Here is an 18,123-nt window from a genome sequence, read left to right on the forward strand (position 1 = left end):
CGCACCTCATCCCAGCGCCAGCCAGAGCGCGGCCACCGGCAGTGCGCCCATCGCGGTGAAGACGAAATCCATCCATTCGACGCGGCCGTATCCCAGCGCGTCGATCCCCTCCTTGGCGGCCCCCGCCAGCGCGGCGGACCCGAAGGCCAGCACCACGGCGGCGGTGCCGTCCAGCCCCGCCCAGCTCGCACCAAGCGCGCTCAGCGCGGCGATGGCAGACCCGGCGATCAGGTGCTGTTTCTTGTCGGGGGCCATGTTCATTCCCCCGCCGCTTTTTTACGCTGACAGTGTGTGCGTTCCGGGTTAAACTTCACCCGCCCGAACAGCAGACGGTTCGGCAACCCGTCTTCGCCGTAGCGGTCGGGCCAGATCTCCTGCGGCTCCACGCCCAGGTGATCGGCCACCAGCCGCTCGATCGCGGGCCACGGGCGGCGCAGCACCTGGCGGACTGCGCTGACCCCGTAGCCATGCTGGCGCGAGAGCTCGGCCATCGACGATCCCTTCATACGGATCGCGGCCTTGATCTCTTCGGGGTGCCACCCGCGCGCCTTGCGGGCAATCCGTGCAGGCTTCGCCATGTGCCTGTGCTCCTCTTCCATCTTGCCCCTTCGGACGGCCATCCGGGCGGGCAGAACTCGCGGTGTAAAAAATGACCTTACGGACATACATTCGCACGAACATTCCAATGAGGCAAGCACGTTTGTGCCCTTTACGGTTCAAAAGTCCCGGACTTTCGTTCCGAATCACGCGCAGATCTATAAATGAATGGAAAAACAATGCCTTGTGAGAACCGTAAGGATCGAGCGGAATTGTTAAGCTGGGCCTTACAGTTATGAGCGACAACGATAAGGCCGATCCCGCCTTCGCGGCGCGGATAAAACGATTGTGCGAAATGGTTGGGGGCGCTTCAGCCTTGGCACAAAAGTCCGGCCTGTCCCGCCGGGTTATCGACAAGTATGTGGCGGGCGGGTCTGATCCGTCGCGCCAGAGATTGGTGTCGCTGGCTGATGCAGCCGGGGTCTCCGTGCAGTGGCTGGCCACCGGGCATGGCTCGCCCTCGGGCGCGCCTCAACCCATCGCGCCACCGGGCGCGGTCACGCCCGAGTTCGACCAGGACTTCGCCCTGATCCCGCGCTACGAGGTCAACCTCTCGGCCGGTCCGGGCCTCGTGCCCGCGCATGAGGATGTTGAGGAAAGGCTCGCCTTTTCAAGGGCATGGCTGCGACGCCAGCGCATCAATCCTGATCGGGCCGGACTGGTCCGGGTGCGCGGCGACAGCATGGCCCCCACCGTCCCGGACGGCGCGTTGGCACTCGTCAACACCGCCGAGGCCCGCGTCGATCGCGAGGGCATCTATGCCTTCAGCCGCGAGGGCGAGGCTTACATCAAGCGCCTCGTGCCCTTGGCACCTGGCCCAGGTGGCGCGCCCACCTCGATCGTCATCATCTCCGATGGCGGCAGCTTCGCGCCCGAGTTCGTCACCGGCCCCCAGCTCAACGAGCTGCGCATCGTCGGCCGGGTGCGGTGTATACTGGTGAACATGTGACCGCGCCTCGACCCCGGTTTAAACGCTGTTTTAAACGCCCTTGAACGCCCGGCCCATTGCGCAATCCATGTGTCTCAACTCCCTCGACCCGCCTCGATTGTGCAAACCGTCCTGCGCCGCACGCTCATCAGGCCAGACCGTTTAAACCCTTGATAACCGTGATCTATCCCGCCCCGTCCCGATACATCCAAGATGATCCCGGTCTGATCAATCCATCTGTCTGATTACAGTCATCTCCACCCTCGCCGCCATCGCCGCCACCGGCGGGCTGATGGCCCTGTTCGCGCGGGGTGGCGGGGCGGAGGATGCGCCATGACGGGCCTGCAGGACAGTTGGGTCTACCTCAGTTCGACGCCGCTCTTTCACCTGACTCTCACCCTGATCGCCTTCCAGGCCGGAGACGTGCTGAGCCGCCGTTTCAACGGCACGCCGCTGCTGAACCCGGTGCTGATCGGGGTGCTGATCGTCGTCGCCGTGCTGCTGCTGACCGGCACGAGTTACGCCACCTATTTCGAGGGCGCGCAGTTCGTGCATTTCCTGCTCGGCCCCGCCACCGTGGCGCTTGCGGTGCCACTCTACCGGCAGTTCGCATTGGTGCGCCGCTCGGCTCTCGCGCTCGCCGCCGCGCTGCTTGCCGGCTCCGCCAGCGCCGTGGTCGCGGCGGTGGGGCTGGGCCATGTGCTGGGTGCGAACGAAGCGCTGCTGGCCTCTCTCGCCCCGAAGTCGGTGACGGCACCGGTGGCCATGGGCATCGCCGAACAGATCGGCGGCGTGCCTTCGCTCACGGCTGTCCTGGTGCTGGCCACGGGAATCACCGGGGCGATGTTCGGCCCGCTGTTGCTGGATCTGCTGAAGATCCGCGCCCCCGAGGCGCGCGGGCTTGCCCTCGGCACCGCGAGCCACGGCATCGGCACCGCCCGCGCGCTGCAGGACAGCGAAGCCGCCGGCGCCTTCTCGGGCCTCGCCATGGGGCTCAACGCACTGGCCACGGCGCTTCTGCTGCCGATTTTCTGGGCCATTGCCTTCTGAGGACGCACGGCACGAAGCGCAAAGCCGCTCTGTGTGCCAGGTTGCGCAACAAAACATATCGGGGCGGGAAGGAAAGCGCGGGTGGTACTCCGTAGGGGAATCGAACCCCTCTTTCCAGGTTGAAAACCTGGCGTCCTAACCGATAGACGAACGGAGCAACCTTGCCGCGTGGGGGGCTTCTACGCAAAGCAGCGGGCGGGTGCAAGAGGTTGGATGCAACTTTTTCGCACCGGCCGGCAATTGCCGAAACCCGCCCCTTTCGGATTGCGGGCGGGCAGCCTTTTCAACGCGCGAAGGGCGGCGGGCAACTCTCGGCGGCTGGGGTCAAAGACCCGCAGGACAGGGCATTCGCGCCCGGCGTCGTCTGCGCCGCCATCGCCGTCAGAAGCGCCAACCCGGCCAGCGTGACAGCCAGCCGCTGAAGCGTCGTCAGATGGATTCTCACCATGTACATCACCACGTCACCCACGTTTCACCACTCACCAAACATCGTGAATGTAACACTTGTTGCACCCGCGCCGTGATCCCGGCGTGACCCGGGCGTGATGTTCTTGAACTGTGCCTCCCACTGCCCCGGATCAAGCGCGCGCCCTCGCACGGGCGCCGGGGCGGCAACCGGCAGAGCCGCAACTGCACGAATCGTGGGCGCATTGCCTTCAAAACGGGCGGGATGCAGGCACTTGGACGCCGGGGCCGGCTGTGCCATGGATTGACGGCAGGAAAGCTTCGCAACGGGCGCACGAAATGTGGGAGGAACCGGTGATGCGATTTCGCCGCTACGCGATCTACTACACGCCCGAAACGGGGCCGCTGGCCAGTTTCGGCGCCACCTGGCTGGGCTGGGACAGCGCCGCCGGCCGCCGCGTGGCGCACCCGCCGGCGATGGGGCTGCCGCTGCCGGTGGAAAAACTCACCGAGCGCCCGCGGAAATACGGCTTTCACGGCACCCTGAAACCTCCGTTTCGGATGGCGGACGGGCAGGACGAGGACAGCCTGATCGCGGCGCTCGAAACCTTCGCGCAGAGCGCCGCGCCGGTGTGGATCGATGCGCTCGAACTCGCGCGGATCGGCGGGTTCGTCGCACTGGTGCCCAAGGGCGAGAAGGCCGGGCTCTCGGATCTGGCCGCGCGCGTGGTCACGGAGTTCGACGGCTTCCGCGCGCCGCCCACGCCCGAGGAACTGGCCCGCCGCCGCAGCGCCGGGCTCACGCCGGCGCAGGATGTGCTGCTGGCCCGCTGGGGCTATCCCTACGTGATGGACGAGTTCCGTTTTCACCTGACCCTGACCTCCCCGATGCCCAAAGACGTCGCGGAGGCCGTCCGCAGGGCACTCACGCCGATCGTGGCGCCCTTCCTGCCGATCCCCTTCATCGTGGCGCAGCTGACCCTGCTCGGCGAGGCGGAGGACGGGTTCTTCCATGAAATCAAGCGGTTCGATCTGACGGGGTGACGCAGCGGCAATCCGGCGCGATTCCTTCAACGAATCCAGTCGAATAACCCAAATTCGAACGCTTCATGCCATGTTCCGGCCAAGATCGGATGCGCATGATGCACCCATCGTGACCCCGTTTCTTTCGGATGCCGCCATGCCCGACTGGATCCTGTTTTTCGCCACCGCCCTTTTCGTCGCCATGCTGCTGTGCCGGCTGGTGGCGACCTTCCTGCCCCGCTGCGCCCTGACCCGGATGATGGAAAACGGCCTGCGCGGCAGCGCGGACCCGAGCCTGCGCCGCAGCTTCCGCGCCTGGAACATCCAGAGCCCCGACGGGCGGGGCTGAGCGGGCGCCCCGGCTTGTAACGTCTTTTCCACAGTCCGCGCGCAGGTCGCGGGATTGTCGCCTTGCACCTTGCCCATGCCGCGTAAAGCCATGACTATGTGCCCGGCAGACGCAATTCAGAATGGGAAGGTTTCAGGCATGGCGAAGGTGCGGAAAGAGATCATCATTCGCCACAGCTCGCGTATGGCGAACCGGATGTTGCAATATCTCGTTGCGATGGAGTTGCAGCGCAAGTTCCCTGACTACTTGGTCTGCCGTTTCGACATCCCGGAATGGGGGCTCAAGGGCCCCGAAGCGATGAACCGCCGCCATCTGGTGCCGAAGATAGACGTGCAGCGCTACGACACCGTCTTCATCGAGGAAGCCATGGCGGCAGGCCACCTGGACAGAATCTTCATCAAGAGCGTCTGCGGCAACATGGCGGCGCTGCCCAGCCGGGAATTCGCCAACAGCCTGTTCGACGCCAGCCACGTAGCGGCCTACGAGACCGGCGACGACGACATCGTGATCCACGTGCGGCTTGAGGACATTCTGGAACCCGGCCGCCACCAGCACTACGGCCCGCTGCCGCTCGGCTTCTACGAGCAGGTGATCCGCGACAGCGGCAAGCGCCCGGTCTTCGTCGGGCAGATGGGCAGCGACTGGTATTCCGACATGCTGCGCGCCGCCTTCCCGGATGCGCTGCTGCTCGAAGGCGGCAGCGTTCTGCATGATTTCGAGACCATCCGCCGCGCCAAGCATATCATCCCCGCGATCAGCACGTTTTCATGGATGGCCGCCTGGCTGTCGGAGGCGACATCGATCCACTACCCGCTTTCGGGCCTTTTTCACCCACTGCAACGCCCGGGCATCGACATGATGCCCCGCAAGGATCCGCGCTACCGGTTCTACCTCTTCCCAGAACGGCTCTGGATGGCCACGCCGGAGCAGCAGCAGGAACTGCGCGCGCCCTTCGAGGCCCGCCCCCTCGGCCCCGAAGAGGTCGAGGCGTTGCACGCGCAATCCGCCGCGCTCTGGGCGCCGAGGCTCGAGGCCTGGCGGCGGGAGTTCTCAGAAGCCATGGCAAGGTTCAACGCCGACCGCGCGGCCCGGGTGGCCTCGGCGGCGGAATGACCCCTCCCCTTCCCCGCCGGCCCGAACCGGCGTTTGACGAGTAACCACAGAGGCAGAGCATTGAGCAAAACGGCATTGATCACCGGCATCACCGGGCAGGATGGATCCTACCTGGCGGAATTCCTTCTGGAGAAGGGCTATGAAGTCCACGGCATCAAGCGCCGGGCTTCGCTGTTCAACACCGACCGGATCGATCACATCTACCAGGATCCCCACGTCAGCAACCCGCAGCTGCGGCTGCACTACGGCGATCTGACCGACACCTCCAACCTCACCCGCATCATTCGCGAAACACGGCCCGACGAAATCTACAACCTCGGCGCCCAGAGCCACGTGGCGGTGAGCTTCGAGGCCCCGGAATACACCGCCGACGTGGACGCGATCGGCACCCTGCGCCTCCTGGAGGCGGTGCGCTTCCTCGGGCTTGAAAAGACCACCCGCTTCTACCAGGCCTCCACCTCGGAGCTCTACGGGCTGGTGCAGGAAACCCCGCAGACCGAAACCACCCCCTTCCACCCGCGCTCGCCCTACGCGGTGGCCAAGATGTATGCCTACTGGATCTGCGTGAACTACCGCGAGGCCTACGGGATGTATGCCTGCAACGGCATCCTCTTCAATCATGAAAGCCCGCGCCGCGGCGAAACCTTCGTGACCCGCAAGATCACCCGCGGCATGGCCAATATCGCCCAAGGGCTGGAAGACTGCCTGCACATGGGCAACATCGATGCCCTGCGCGACTGGGGCCACGCCAAGGATTACGTGCGGATGCAGTGGATGATGCTGCAACAGGACACCCCGGAAGACTACGTGATCGCCACCGGCAAGCAGTATTCGGTGCGTGAGTTCGTGCAGTGGACGGCCGCGGCATTGGGGATCACGCTGGAGTTCTCCGGCACCGGGGTGGACGAGATCGCGACCGTGGTCCAGGTCGAGGGCGACATGGCCCCGGCGGTGAAACCGGGCGACGTGATCCTGCGCATCGATCCGCGCTATTTCCGCCCCGCCGAGGTGGAAACGCTGCTGGGCGATCCGAGCAAGGCCAAGCGCCAGCTGGGCTGGGAGCCGCAGATCACCGCGCAGGAGATGTGTGCCGAGATGGTGGCCGAGGATCTGAAGACGGCGCGCCGCCACAGGCTCCTGCGCGAGCACGGGATGGATCTGCCCGTCTCGATCGAGAACTGAGGAGGCCGGGATGCGGATTTTCGTTGCGGGCCATCGCGGCATGGTGGGCGGGGCGATCCTGCGCCAATTGGAGCAGGCAGGAGCCCACGAGGTCATCACCGCCGGGCGCGAACGGCTCGACCTGCGCGATCAGGCCGCCGTCCATGCCTTCCTGAAAGCCGAAAAGCCCGATGCGGTGGTGCTGGCCGCCGCCAAGGTGGGCGGCATCCTCGCCAACAACAGCTACCCGGCGGATTTCATCGGCGAGAACCTCTCGATCCAGCTCAACGTGATCCAGGGGGCCTTCGCCGCCGGGGTGGAGAAGCTGCTCTTCCTCGGCTCCTCCTGCATCTACCCGAAGATGGCGGAGCAGCCGATGCGGGAGGACGCGCTGCTGACCGGCCCGCTGGAGCCCACCAACGAGCCCTATGCCATCGCCAAGATCGCCGGCATCAAGCTGTGCGAGAGCTACAACCGCCAGCACGGCACCGATTACCGCTCGGTGATGCCGACCAACCTCTACGGCCCCGGCGACAACTTCCACCCCGAGCATTCCCATGTCATGCCCGCCCTGATCCGCCGCTTCCACGAAGCAAAACGGGACGGGCTTTCGGAAGTCGTCATCTGGGGCACGGGCACCCCGCGCCGCGAGTTCCTGCACGTGGACGACATGGCGGAAGCCTCGCTTTTCGTCATGGATCTGGCGCCCGAGGTCTACGCCGCCAACACCGAGCCGATGCTCTCCCACATCAACGTGGGCACGGGCACCGATGTCTCGATCCGGGAACTGGCGGGAATGGTGGCCGAGGTGGTTGGCTTTGAAGGCGCGATCACTTGCGACACCTCCAAGCCCGACGGCACCCCGCGCAAGCTGATGGACGTGAGCCGGTTGGCCGCCATGGGCTGGCGCGCGCGGATCGGGCTGGAGGAGGGCCTGCGCGAGACCTATGCCTGGTTCCTCGCGCAGGAGGGAGCCCTGCGCGGCTAAAGCGCCTCCGAAAGCCTTGAAACAGCCGATTTACGTTCGGTCACCCAGCCCCCTTGCGCTTGACCCGGCCTGACACATGGTGTGGATTGTCCTGCACCACGCAGAGAGAGGCTTCCATGGTACACGCCGCGATCACCGGCACGGGGCTGTTCACGCCCGAGCTTGTCATCACCAACGACGAACTGGTGGAGACCTTCAACGCCTACGCCGAGCGCTACAACAAGGAGCACGCCGCGGAGATCGCCGCCGGCACGCTGGAGCCCAAGGCACCCTCCTCTTCGGAATTCATCTTCAAGGCCTCCGGCATCGAGCAGCGCTACGTGATGGACAAGGCCGGCATTCTCGACCCCGAGATCATGCACCCGACCCTGCGCCAGCGCAGCGACGACGAGCCGAGCATCATGGCCGAGATGGGCGTGGACGCCTGCCGCAAGGCGCTGGCCCAGGCGGGGCGCGAGGCCCAGGAGGTGGACGCGGTGATCTGCGCCGCATCCAACCATGAACGCGCCTACCCGGCCATCGCCATCGAGATCCAGAGCCTGCTGGGCACCAAAGGCTTCGCCTTCGACATGAACGTGGCCTGCTCCTCGGCCACCTTCGGCATCCAGGCCGCCGCCGACATGATCCGGGCCGGCTCGATCCGCTCCGCCCTCGTGGTGAACCCGGAAATCTGCTCCGGCCACCTCGAATGGCGCGACCGGGACTGCCATTTCATCTTCGGCGACGTCTGCACCGCCGTGCTGCTGGAACGCGAGGAAGACGCCAAGGGGCCGCATTTCACCATCCGCTCCACCCGCTGCGCCACGGAGTTTTCCAACAACATCCGCAACAACAACGGCTTCCTGCGCCGCACGCGCCCCGACGGAATGGCGGATCGTCGCGACATGCAGTTCATGCAGAACGGCCGCAAGGTGTTCAAGGAAGTGCTGCCGATGGTGTCGGCCCATATCCTGGGCCACATGGCGGACGAGGGCGTGGCGCAGGGCGATCTGCGCCGGATCTGGCTGCACCAGGCCAACAAGACGATGAACGATTTCATCGGCAGGAAGGTTCTGGGCCGCGAGCCGGAACCGGGCGAGCAGCCCAACATCCTGCAGGATTACGCCAACACCTCCTCGGCGGGCTCCATCATCGCCTTCACCAAGTATTCCGAGGATCTGCAACCCGGCGACGTGGGGCTGATCTGCTCCTTCGGCGCGGGCTACTCGGTGGGTTCGGTGATCCTGGAGCGCAAGGGCTGAAGCGCCGGCATCGTCGGCTGGAAAAGCTTGCAAACGGTAGCGCCGTCCCGAGGGGAGGCGCAATCGCGCCGCCCCGTGGGGGCGGGACGGCGCGGCCCAACAGTGCCTGTTGGGCGACAAGACACTTCTGGCTCTGGATCAGCCTTCGATCTCGGTGATCATGTCCACGCGCGTGCCGTGACGGCCGCCTTCGAATTCGGCGCCGAGGAAGGCGTCCACGATCTCAAGCGCCAGCCCCTCGCCCACGACGCGCGCGCCGATGGACAGCATGTTGGCGTTGTTGTGGGCGCGGATCATCTTGGCCGAGAACGTATCGCTGCACACGCCGCAGCGGATGCCTTTCACCTTGTTCGCAGCCATCATGATGCCCTGTCCCGTGCCGCAGAGGATCACGCCCAGATCGGCCTCGCCCGAAGCCACGGCGCGCGCGGCGGCTTCGCCGTGTTTGGGGTAATGCGTGCTTTCCGGGGTCGTGGGGCCGATGTCCTGCACGGTGAAGCCTTTCGCTTCGATATGCCGGGCGATGGCCTGGCGCAGTTCGATGGCGGCGTGATCGCTGGAAAGGACGATGCGTTTGGCTGTGGACATGACGAGGGCCTTTTCGCTCATGGGTGGCGGGAAAACTCGGCCCGCCTTCTTCCAGCATTCCGGCCCTGCGTCAATCGCCTGTCTCTTCAAGCGCCGCCGCGCGCCTGCACCTCGGCGGCCGTCTCGATGCGCTCGGAGTAGCGATCCGTCAGGTAGGCGGAGCGGCCGCGTGTCATGTAGGTGAACTTCACCAGCTCCTCCATCACGTCCACCACGCGCAGGTAGAGCGGGGAGAATTTCATCCGGTCGCCTTCGAACTCGTTCCACGCGCGCGGGATCGAGGATTGGTTGGGGATCGTCACCATCCGCATCCAGCGCCCGAGAATGCGCATCTGGTTCACGGCGTTGAAACTCTGCGAGCCGCCCGAGACCTGCATGAGCGCCAGCGTCTTTCCTTGAGTCGGACGCACGGCGCCGGCGCTCAGCGGGAGCCAGTCGATCTGCGTCTTCATGATCCCGGTCATCGCGCCGTGGCGCTCCGGCGAGGACCAGACCATCCCTTCGGACCAGACGGCCAGCTCGCGCAGTTCGGCGACCTTCTCGTTCTCAGGCCCTTCCGCATCGGGCAGCGGCAGGCCCCGCGGATCGAACATGCGCGTCTCGCAACCGAAGGCCCGCAGCAGGCGCGCGGCCTCCTCGGCGGCCTTGCGCGAATAGCTCACCTCGCGCAGGGAACCGTAGAGCAGCAGGATGCGCGGCGGGTGCATCGGATCGCCCGGCGCCACGAGGCGCTCAGGCTCGATCGGGGTGAAGCGCGCGGGATCGATATGGGGCAGATCGTCCATCATGAAGCCCTTTCCGGCGTGCCGGCCGCCATCGCCTCAGGTGGCTTCTTCCTCGAGGTGGAGCTTCATGTCCAGCAGAACGCGCTGGAGCGCCACGGTTTCGCGGATCAGCCGCTTGGCCTCGTTGATGGTGATGACGTTGTCTTCGATGGCCTGGTTGCATTCGGCCATCAGCATCGCGAAGCGGTGGGAAAGCGCGATCACGTCGGAGTTCACGCCCCCCGGCGCGTTGCGCTGCTCGTTGTTGTAGGACAGCGTGATCCCGCGCAACTCTGCCAGCGCCGTCGTCACATGCGGATAGGCGGCCTCCTTCTCGAGGGCGGCCACCGCATCGATGGGCATGAAGCGATCCTTGTGCTCCTCGGAATCCGAGTAGTAGCGGCCGAGCGTCGCCTTGGACTTGCCGGTGATCTTGCAGGCCGCCTCGATGCCCACCTCCTTCACCAGCGCCTCGGTGTGTTTCTTCAGGTATGCCCCGGTATCCGCCATCTTTGCCCTTTCTGCACCCTGCCGTCCTGCGGCCGCCTTCTGCCCCGGCAGGGGGAACTCCCCCTATAATTTCCCATTAATGACAGAAGCACAATTTGTCATTCTTCTAATTGTCCCGATGTTACGGGATTTTAGTGAGTACCGACGTCCCCATCGTCGGCTATTTGCAAGGGGCCGACGTGGAATTGTGCAGATCCCCTGGCCCGGCCGGGACCTGAGCCCTCTCGGTTTGTGCAGTGCGAGGCTCGTTGCGTCTTGCCGGATGCGGATCATCATCCCCAGGCGAAAGCCGGTCCGCCGATGGCCCGTGGCAGGTTTCGCGCTGCACGCTTGCGTTTTCCCGTTTTCCGGCAGCCTGCCTTTCGCACCATCCGCGCTCTTTGCGCCACGGCCGGGCCGCGCGCCGCCACGGCCATCTTGCGCCGCCGGCGGGCTTTCGCGTAACTGCGCCCATGGCCAAGCTCTACTTCCACTACTCGACGATGAACGCCGGCAAGTCCACCTTGCTGCTGCAAGCCGCCCACAACTACACCGAACGCGGCATGGAGACCTACCTGCTGACGGCGCGCATCGACGATCGCGCCGGCCCGGCACGGATCGCCTCGCGCATCGGCATCGGCAAATCCGCCGACACTTTCGACACCGAAGACGACCTCTTCACCATGATCGGCAGGCGGCTCGCCGATGGCCCCTGCGCCTGCGCCTTCGTGGACGAGGCGCAGTTCCTGACGCCGGAGCAGGTCTGGCAACTGGCGCGGGTGGTGGACGATCTGGGCCTGCCCGTCATGTGCTACGGCCTGCGCGTGGATTTCCGGGGCGAGCTGTTCCCCGGTTCGGCGTCGCTTCTGGCACTGGCCGACGAAATGCGCGAGGTGCGCACCATCTGCCATTGCGGCAAGAAGGCCACGATGGTGGTGCGCATGGGGCCCGACGGCAAGGTGCTGAAGGAAGGTGCACAGGTGCAGATCGGTGGCAACGAAAGCTACGTCTCGCTCTGCCGCCGCCACTGGCGCGAGGCGATGGGCGATCGGAGCCAAGCTTAGGCGGCCTGCAAGGACATGCCCGAGCGGCGGCACCCGACGGCGCACCAAGTCTCAGCCCACCCGGTTCGGAAGCTCTTCCCCGCGTGCATGGGCCAGAAGGTTCTCCACCGCCATCAGCCCCATCTCGGTGCGCACGTTCAGCGCCGCGGTGCCGAGGTGCGGCAGCAGCGTGACGTTCTCCATCGCACGCAGTGCCTCGGGCACATCCGGCTCGAACTCGTAGACATCCAGCCCCGCGCCCGCGATCCGGCCCGATTGAAGCGCGGCGATCAGCGCGGCCTCGTCCACGATGTCGCCCCGCGCGATGTTGATGAACAGCCCCGTGGGCTTCATCGCCGCGAAGGCCCCGGCATCGATCAGGTGATGGGTCTGCGGCGTGGCGGGCACCGCCACCACCACCACGTCCGACACACCCATGACCTCTTCGATGCTGCCGAGCTGGTGCGCGGGCATCCCCGGATCGCGGACCTCGGAGCGGTTGTAGAACACCACCTCCATGTCGAAGCCGAAATGGCAGCGTTTCGCGATGGCCTTGCCGATGCGGCCCATGCCGATCACGCCTAGGCGGCTGCCCGTCACGTGGCGGCCCAGCAGCTGGGTGGGGTGCCAGCCCTCCCACCGGCCCGCGCGCAGCATCCGCTCGCCTTCGCCGGCGCGGCGGGCCGTCATCAGGATCAGGGTGAGGGCGATGTCAGCGGTGGCGTCGGTCACGGCACCGGGCGTGTTCGTCACGGCCACGCCGGCCGCGCGTGCCGCTTCCACGTCGATGTGGTTGTAGCCGACGCCGAAATTGGCCAGCAGGCGGCAGCGCAGGCCTTCACCCGCGAAGGCTTCGGCGGTGAATTGATCGCGCAGGGTGGGCAGGATCGCATCATGGCCGCGCAGTGCCTCGGCGCAATCCGCCGGCGTCATCGGTGCGTTGCTCTCGCGCACCGTCACCTTGTAGGCGGCACGGGCCGCTTCGAGTACGGGTTCAGGCAGAGGGCGGGTGACGAACAGGCTCGACTTCAAAACAGCCTCCCGCCCTGCGGCACCGGCTTGTCGGGCGTGAGCAACACCACTTCACCGTCTTCATCCGGCACGCCGAGAACCAGGATCTCGCTCATGAACTTGCCGATCTGGCGCGGCGGGAAGTTGACCACCGCCATCACCTGCTTGCCGATCAGCTCCTCCGGTTCATAGTGGCGGGTGATCTGCGCGGAGCTTTTCTTCACCCCCAGATCGCCACCGAAATCCACCCAGAGCTTGATCGCGGGCTTGCGCGCCTCGGGGTAGGGTTCGGCCTGCACCACGGTGCCGACGCGCACGTCCACTTTCAGGAAATCCTCGAAGCTGATCGCATCGCTCATTGGCCCAGCTCCCGCGAGCGATCCGCCGCCGCGGCGACGGCCTCTTTCAGAAGCGCCGGGAAGCCGCGGCTCTCGTCCATCAGCACCTTCAGCGCGGCCTCGGTGGTGCCGGCGGGGCTGGTGACGTTGATGCGCAGCTGGGTGGGGCTTTCGGCCGCGGCCTCGGCCAGTTGCCCGGCGCCGCCCACGGTGGCCTTGGCGAGCGCCATCGCAAGCTCGGACGAAAGCCCCTGTGCCTCGCCGGCGGCGGCCAGTGCTTCGATCAGGTGGAACACGTAGGCCGGGCCGGAACCGGAGACGGCGGTGACGGCATCCATCTGGCCTTCATCCTCCAGCCGCACCACCTGCCCCACCGCCGAAAGCAGCGCTTCGGCCAGTGCCAGATCGCCGGCCTCGGTGTGGGCGTTGCCGATGATGGCGGTGATCCCGCGCCCCACGGCGGCCGGCGTGTTGGGCATGGCGCGGATGATGCGCCGCGTGCCGCCCAGCGCGGCCTCGAAGGTGCGGATCGGGGTTCCGGCGGCGACGGAGAGAAAGACGGTTTCAGGGGAGTCGATGGCCTGAAGGCTCGGCAGCGCGTCGCCCATCATCTGCGGTTTCACCGCGATCAGCACGATGGCCGGGTTGGAAGGAAGCGGCGCGTTGAGGTTCAGCCCCCGCTCGACAAGGCCCCGGACCCAATCGGACGGGCGTGGATCCATCACCCAGACGGCGCCGGGCGCCACGCCCCGGTCCAGCCATCCGGCCAGCATCGCCGATCCCATCTTGCCGCAGCCCAGAAGCACCAGCCCGCGTGCGTTTATCGTGCCCAGATCCATTGCCCTACCCGTTTCCTCTGTATCGGTTCGGGCGGCAGGTTAGGCGCGTCCGTAGGCCTCCGCAATGGCGACTTGCATCGCCTCTTCGGGGGTCTGGTTGGCCCATGCCACGAGCTGGAACGCAGGGTAGAAACGTTCCGAGGCGCGCACGGCCGTGGAGATGAGCGTGCCGATCTGTTCGCTCATCGGAAGTTGCCCGCCGGCCATGACGAGGCCGTAGCGGTAGACCATGAGGCGCTGCTCGTGCCAGTAGGTGAAGGCCCCGGCCCAGCACTGATCGTTGGTGTGGTTGAGCGCCTCGTAGAGCGCGGGGACGCGATCCTCCGGCGGCTCCATCTCGAAGGTGCAGATCATGCGCAGCGTTTCGTCGTAATCGGACCACGCCAGAGTGATGGAATAGGTGCGCCATTGCCCCTCCACCGCCATGGCGATCTGGTCATCGGCGACGCGATCGAACTCCCATGCGTGATGCTCTGCAAGCGTCTCGACGATGTCGATCGGGTGCAGATCTTCTGCTTCAGAATAATGCTCGGATAGTGACATTGCCCGGCCTCTTCTTTGTTCGCCTAATGTGGGTGGCAGCCCACAAGACGCTGGGTGTCGTTACAAGGAAGAGCGGGGTCAGCAGCTCCCCCTTACTAGATATGGTGCAGGTGGAGGGGCGCGTCTGTAAAGCCAAAACTTGGGGATAACCGCAATAAGTTGTGGATGCATTCGATCCGCGCACAAAATTCAGGTGCGCCGCGAAGCGCGATCAGGCGCGCTTCGGCCAAAGAAAAAGGCGCCCGAGAGGGGCGCCCATGCGAGCGCCGGGCAAGGGCCCGGTAGCTGTGGAGCGAGGTTTATTTCTGCGCTTCGAGCGCATCCAGCCGGGCCTTGAGCGCCTCGTTCTCCTCGCGGGCCTTCTGGGCCATGGCGCGCACGGCGTCGAATTCCTCGCGGGTGACGAAATCACGATCCGCCAGCCAGCGGTCCATCATGCTCTTCATCGCCGTTTCCGCCTCCGCGCGCGCGCCCTGCGCCACGCCCATGGCATTGGACATCAGCTGCGAAATATCATCGAGAACCTTGTTGCGCGTCTGCATGGATCACCTAACCGTTTTGCTTGAGCCCTATATGGCGTCGCAGGCCCGAAACCTCAAGGTCATCGTCTCCGGTTGACTTCCCCTCTCGGCCAAAGGCACAGAAGGCACATGCAGGCAGTCCTTTCCTTCCCCAATATCGGCCCCGAGATCTTCGCGATCGAGATCGGCGGCTTTTCCTTCGCGCTGCGCTGGTACGCGATGGCCTATATCGTGGGGCTGATCATTGGCTGGCGCATCGTCGTGGCGTTGATGAAACGGCCCACGCTCTGGCCCGCGAACACCGCGCCGATGAAGCCCGAACAGGTCGAGGAACTGCTGACATGGATCATCCTCGGGGTGATCCTTGGCGGACGGCTGGGCTTCGTGCTGTTCTACCAGCCGGCCTATTACCTCTCCAACCCGGCCGACATCCTGAAGGTCTGGCAGGGGGGCATGTCCTTCCATGGCGGCTTCCTCGGCGTGGTGAGCGCCACATGGCTCTTCGCCCGCAAGCACGCGATCCCGGTGCCTTCCCTTTCGGACGCCATCGCCATGGCCGCGCCGCCGGGGCTCATGTTGGGGCGGATCGCCAATTTCATCAACGCCGAGCTCTGGGGCCGCCCGAGCGATCTGCCCTGGGCGGTGATCTTCCCCGGACAGGCAGCGCAGGATTGCCCCGGCGTCGAAGGGCTCTGCGCCCGCCACCCCTCGCAGCTCTACGAGGCCGCGCTCGAAGGGCTGATCCTCGGCGGGGTGATGCTTTTCCTCGCCCTGCGGCGCGGCTGGCTGAAACAGCCGCTGGCCCTCACCGGTGTGTTCCTGCTGGGTTACGGGCTGTCGCGCTACGTGGTGGAGTTCTTCCGGCAGGCCGACGCGCAGTTCATCACGCCCGACAACCCGCTGGGCCGCATTCTCGATCTGGGCCCGCTGGGTGTCAGCATGGGCCAGGCGCTTTCGCTGCCGATGATCGCCGCCGGCGCGCTGCTGATCCTCTGGGCACGGCGCCGGCCGGCGGCATGAACGCGCTGGCCCGCCTCCTCGCCGAGCGCATCCGTGCCGGTGGCCCGATCCCGCTGGCCGATTTCATGGGCGAGTGCCTGATGCACCCGGAGCATGGCTACTACAGCACCCGCGATCCCTTCGGGGCGGCGGGCGATTTCACCACCGCGCCGGAGATCAGCCAGATGTTCGGCGAACTCTGCGGACTGAGCCTTGCGCAGGCCTGGCTCGACCAGGGCGCGCCCTCCCCCTTCCGCCTCGTGGAGCTCGGCCCCGGCCGCGGCACCCTGATGGCGGACCTGCTGCGCGCCACGAAAGGCGTGCCGGGGTTTCACGCGGCGATGCGGCTGCATCTCGTGGAGGCATCGCCCACCTTGCGGGAGGCGCAGCGCAAGGCGCTTCGGGGCCACGATGCCACATGGCACGCCAGCCTCTCGGAGGTGCCGGAAGGCCCGCTCTTCCTGATCGCAAACGAATTCTTCGACGCCCTGCCCATCCGCCAGTTCCAGCGCGCCGTGGAAGGCGGCTGGTGCGAGCGGCTCGTAGGGCTTTCGGACGGCGGCGCTCTGGCCTTCGGGCTGGCCCGCCCGGCCCCGGTGGCAGCGCTTGCCCACCGCGAGGCCGACACGCGGCCCGGCGACATCGTGGAGCTCTGCCCCGCCGCCGCCGCGATCGCCGGAGAGATCGCCGCGCGGCTGCGGGCCGATGGCGGCGCGGCGCTGATCATTGACTACGGCGACTGGCGCTCGCTGGGCGATACGCTCCAGGCGCTGCGCGGCCACGCCCCTGCCGACCCCCTCGCCGCCCCCGGAACGGCCGATCTGACCGCCCACGTGGATTTCGAGGCGCTGGCGCAGACCGCGCGCGCGCACGCCGACATCAGCCGGCTCACGCCGCAGGGCGTCTTCCTCGAACGGCTCGGCCTCACCGCGCGGGCTCAGGCGCTGGCAAAGGGCCTTGCGGGCGAGGCGCTCACGGCGCATGTTGCTGCCCATAGGCGCCTGGCCCACCCAGAGGAGATGGGCCGGCTGTTCAAGGTTCTGGCCGTCGTCCCCAAAGGGGCGCCGCTGCCGCCGGGGGTGGAACGATGACGCTTGAAATCCTGACCTGCGAAGCCCTCGGCCCCGTCCGACACGGCTTCTTCACCCGCAAGGGCGGGGCCTCTTCCGGCATTTTCGACGGACTGAACTGCGGCATGGGCTCTTCCGACCAGGCGGAAATCGTGCAGATCAACCGCGCCCGCGTGGCCGAGGCGATGGGCGTTGCGCCCGAGGCAATGACCTACGTGCACCAGGTGCACTCCCCCGACGTGGTGACGATATCCGCGCCGGGCGAAGGCGGCGGCACCGCCGATGCGATGGTCACCGCCACGCCGGGGCTGGCGCTGGCGATCCTCACCGCCGACTGCCAGCCGGTGCTGCTGGCCGATGCCGAGAACGGCGTGATCGGCGCGGCGCATGCGGGCTGGAAGGGCACGCTGGACGGGGTGCTCGAAAACACGGTTGAGGCCATGGTCGCCCTCGGCGCGGACCGCTCGGCGATCCGGGCCGCCATCGGTCCCTCCATCAGCCAGCGGGCCTACGAGGTGGGCCCGGAGTTCGTGGAACGCTTCATCGACGAAGATCCCGAGACGGCGCGCTACTTCGGCACCGGCGAAGGCGACCGCTACCTCTTCAACCTGCCGCTGATGGGCCTGCATCGGCTGCGCGGCGCGGGCGTCGGCGTGGCGGAATGGACGGGGCATTGCACCTACTCCGACCCGGAGCGGTTCTACTCCTACCGCCGCAGCGTCCATGCGAAGGAGGCCGACTACGGCCGCCTCGTGAGCGTGATCCGACTCTGAGAGCGGGCCGTCCGGGCAATTCGGGGCAGGTCACGGCAATTTGGGCAGGAAGGCGGCACCTTCCCGCAGATTGCCGCCACAAAGCCGGGAAACAATCCCGGCGGCGCGAGCGGAATTGTCTGCAAAACCCTTTGAAATCAGCCGTTCCCGGGCGTTCCGGCAAGGCTTTGCCCTTCAGGGCCCGTCAAAGCGCGATGCCTAAAACTTTCCATGAAATCTTCGCGCAATCGGCCCTGCGCGCCGCGATACTGGCTCCAACACGGCAAGAACAGCCGGCCAGAACAGCCGGC

At 66.3% G+C, this 18,123-nt stretch carries 23 protein-coding genes and 1 tRNA gene; 12 read left to right on the forward strand and 12 right to left on the reverse strand.

The genetic code is table 11. The annotated features are described in order from the left end of the window. Positions 1 to 6: 6 nt before the first annotated feature. Both PSA7680_RS12350 and PSA7680_RS12355 read right to left on the reverse strand, forming a co-directional pair. Positions 7 to 261: a hypothetical protein gene (locus tag PSA7680_RS12350; RefSeq protein ID WP_085869029.1), complete on the reverse strand. Its 255-nt coding sequence runs from the start codon at positions 259 to 261 to the stop codon at positions 7 to 9. Next, complete coding sequence (locus PSA7680_RS12355) at positions 258 to 578, reverse strand: helix-turn-helix domain-containing protein (protein WP_085869081.1); 321 nt, start codon at positions 576 to 578, stop codon at positions 258 to 260. The genes PSA7680_RS12350 and PSA7680_RS12355 overlap by 4 nt, the downstream gene beginning before the upstream one ends. Positions 579 to 832: 254 nt before the next feature. Between PSA7680_RS12355 and PSA7680_RS12360 the strand changes: the two genes are divergently transcribed. Continuing rightward, positions 833 to 1,546, forward strand: coding sequence for an XRE family transcriptional regulator (locus PSA7680_RS12360; protein ID WP_085869030.1), 714 nt, complete (start codon positions 833 to 835; stop codon positions 1,544 to 1,546). A 312-nt stretch (positions 1,547 to 1,858) separates the two neighbouring features. Beyond that, positions 1,859 to 2,575: an LrgB family protein gene (locus PSA7680_RS12365; RefSeq protein ID WP_085869031.1), complete on the forward strand. Its 717-nt coding sequence runs from the start codon at positions 1,859 to 1,861 to the stop codon at positions 2,573 to 2,575. An 82-nt stretch (positions 2,576 to 2,657) separates the two neighbouring features. Here the strand turns inward: PSA7680_RS12365 and PSA7680_RS12370 are convergent. After that, positions 2,658 to 2,732: transfer RNA gene (locus PSA7680_RS12370), tRNA-Glu, on the reverse strand. Between the two features lie 126 nt (positions 2,733 to 2,858). After that, entirely contained in the window at positions 2,859 to 3,029 is a 171-nt protein-coding gene (locus PSA7680_RS18720; RefSeq protein ID WP_176244133.1) for a hypothetical protein, read from the reverse strand. Positions 3,030 to 3,337: 308 nt separating this feature from the next. On the opposite strand from PSA7680_RS18720, the gene PSA7680_RS12375 reads away from it, so the two are divergent. From PSA7680_RS12375 to PSA7680_RS12400, 6 genes are all read left to right on the forward strand, one after another. After that, positions 3,338 to 4,024 (forward strand): DUF1045 domain-containing protein, encoded by a 687-nt coding sequence (locus PSA7680_RS12375; RefSeq protein ID WP_085869082.1) that lies wholly within the window; start codon positions 3,338 to 3,340, stop codon positions 4,022 to 4,024. Positions 4,025 to 4,133: 109 nt separating this feature from the next. Next, on the forward strand, positions 4,134 to 4,352 hold the full coding sequence (locus PSA7680_RS12380; RefSeq protein ID WP_176244134.1) for a hypothetical protein: 219 nt from the start codon (positions 4,134 to 4,136) through the stop codon (positions 4,350 to 4,352). A 138-nt stretch (positions 4,353 to 4,490) separates the two neighbouring features. After that, positions 4,491 to 5,465, forward strand: coding sequence for an O-fucosyltransferase family protein (locus PSA7680_RS12385; protein ID WP_085869033.1), 975 nt, complete (start codon positions 4,491 to 4,493; stop codon positions 5,463 to 5,465). Positions 5,466 to 5,525: 60 nt separating this feature from the next. After that, on the forward strand, positions 5,526 to 6,647 hold the full coding sequence (gene gmd / locus PSA7680_RS12390; RefSeq protein WP_085869034.1) for a GDP-mannose 4,6-dehydratase: 1,122 nt from the start codon (positions 5,526 to 5,528) through the stop codon (positions 6,645 to 6,647). A 10-nt stretch (positions 6,648 to 6,657) separates the two neighbouring features. Further along, the gene (gene fcl, locus PSA7680_RS12395; protein ID WP_085869035.1) at positions 6,658 to 7,614 is read left to right on the forward strand and encodes a GDP-L-fucose synthase; all 957 of its coding nucleotides are present in this window, start codon (positions 6,658 to 6,660) and stop codon (positions 7,612 to 7,614) included. A 116-nt stretch (positions 7,615 to 7,730) separates the two neighbouring features. Continuing rightward, positions 7,731 to 8,855: a beta-ketoacyl-ACP synthase III gene (locus tag PSA7680_RS12400; RefSeq protein WP_085869036.1), complete on the forward strand. Its 1,125-nt coding sequence runs from the start codon at positions 7,731 to 7,733 to the stop codon at positions 8,853 to 8,855. 138 nt (positions 8,856 to 8,993) lie between these two features. Here PSA7680_RS12400 and rpiB read toward each other — a convergent pair whose 3' ends face one another. From rpiB to PSA7680_RS12415, 3 genes are all read right to left on the reverse strand, one after another. Continuing rightward, entirely contained in the window at positions 8,994 to 9,443 is a 450-nt protein-coding gene (gene rpiB / locus PSA7680_RS12405) for a ribose 5-phosphate isomerase B (protein WP_085869083.1), read from the reverse strand. 86 nt (positions 9,444 to 9,529) lie between these two features. Beyond that, positions 9,530 to 10,231, reverse strand: a complete 702-nt coding sequence (gene arsH, locus PSA7680_RS12410) for an arsenical resistance protein ArsH (protein WP_085869037.1) — start codon at positions 10,229 to 10,231, stop codon at positions 9,530 to 9,532. A gap of 33 nt (positions 10,232 to 10,264) precedes the next feature. Next, positions 10,265 to 10,717 (reverse strand): hypothetical protein, encoded by a 453-nt coding sequence (locus PSA7680_RS12415; RefSeq protein ID WP_085869038.1) that lies wholly within the window; start codon positions 10,715 to 10,717, stop codon positions 10,265 to 10,267. A 452-nt stretch (positions 10,718 to 11,169) separates the two neighbouring features. On the opposite strand from PSA7680_RS12415, the gene PSA7680_RS12420 reads away from it, so the two are divergent. Next, entirely contained in the window at positions 11,170 to 11,760 is a 591-nt protein-coding gene (locus PSA7680_RS12420) for a thymidine kinase (protein ID WP_085869039.1), read from the forward strand. Positions 11,761 to 11,811: 51 nt separating this feature from the next. Here the strand turns inward: PSA7680_RS12420 and PSA7680_RS12425 are convergent, their stop codons facing one another. The 5 genes from PSA7680_RS12425 to PSA7680_RS12445 all read right to left on the reverse strand — a co-directional run bounded on the left by PSA7680_RS12425 (position 11,812) and on the right by PSA7680_RS12445 (position 15,012). Beyond that, positions 11,812 to 12,771 (reverse strand): 2-hydroxyacid dehydrogenase, encoded by a 960-nt coding sequence (locus PSA7680_RS12425; protein ID WP_245824611.1) that lies wholly within the window; start codon positions 12,769 to 12,771, stop codon positions 11,812 to 11,814. Next, on the reverse strand, positions 12,768 to 13,109 hold the full coding sequence (locus PSA7680_RS12430) for a tRNA-binding protein (RefSeq protein ID WP_085869040.1): 342 nt from the start codon (positions 13,107 to 13,109) through the stop codon (positions 12,768 to 12,770). The genes PSA7680_RS12425 and PSA7680_RS12430 overlap by 4 nt, the downstream gene beginning before the upstream one ends. Then, entirely contained in the window at positions 13,106 to 13,927 is an 822-nt protein-coding gene (gene proC, locus PSA7680_RS12435) for a pyrroline-5-carboxylate reductase (RefSeq protein ID WP_085869041.1), read from the reverse strand. Before proC ends, PSA7680_RS12430 begins: the two co-directional genes overlap by 4 nt. 39 nt (positions 13,928 to 13,966) lie before the next feature. Continuing rightward, the gene (locus PSA7680_RS12440; RefSeq protein ID WP_085869042.1) at positions 13,967 to 14,470 is read right to left on the reverse strand and encodes a type III secretion system chaperone family protein; all 504 of its coding nucleotides are present in this window, start codon (positions 14,468 to 14,470) and stop codon (positions 13,967 to 13,969) included. A gap of 299 nt (positions 14,471 to 14,769) precedes the next feature. After that, positions 14,770 to 15,012, reverse strand: a complete 243-nt coding sequence (locus PSA7680_RS12445) for an accessory factor UbiK family protein (protein WP_085869043.1) — start codon at positions 15,010 to 15,012, stop codon at positions 14,770 to 14,772. Positions 15,013 to 15,120: 108 nt separating this feature from the next. Between PSA7680_RS12445 and lgt the strand changes: the two genes are divergently transcribed. Genes lgt through pgeF form a run of 3 tightly spaced genes read left to right on the forward strand, consistent with a single transcriptional unit; the run spans position 15,121 to position 17,833 of the window. After that, a complete protein-coding gene (lgt, locus tag PSA7680_RS12450) occupies positions 15,121 to 16,011 on the forward strand; it encodes a prolipoprotein diacylglyceryl transferase (protein ID WP_085869044.1) in 891 nt (296 codons plus the stop codon). After that, on the forward strand, positions 16,008 to 17,081 hold the full coding sequence (locus tag PSA7680_RS12455) for a class I SAM-dependent methyltransferase (protein ID WP_085869045.1): 1,074 nt from the start codon (positions 16,008 to 16,010) through the stop codon (positions 17,079 to 17,081). Before lgt ends, PSA7680_RS12455 begins: the two co-directional genes overlap by 4 nt. Then, positions 17,078 to 17,833, forward strand: a complete 756-nt coding sequence (pgeF, locus tag PSA7680_RS12460) for a peptidoglycan editing factor PgeF (protein WP_085869046.1) — start codon at positions 17,078 to 17,080, stop codon at positions 17,831 to 17,833. Before PSA7680_RS12455 ends, pgeF begins: the two co-directional genes overlap by 4 nt. Positions 17,834 to 18,123: the final 290 nt, after the last annotated feature.

It is taken from the genome of Pseudoruegeria aquimaris (assembly GCF_900172235.1).
GTDB classification, from domain to species: domain Bacteria; phylum Pseudomonadota; class Alphaproteobacteria; order Rhodobacterales; family Rhodobacteraceae; genus Pseudoruegeria; species Pseudoruegeria aquimaris.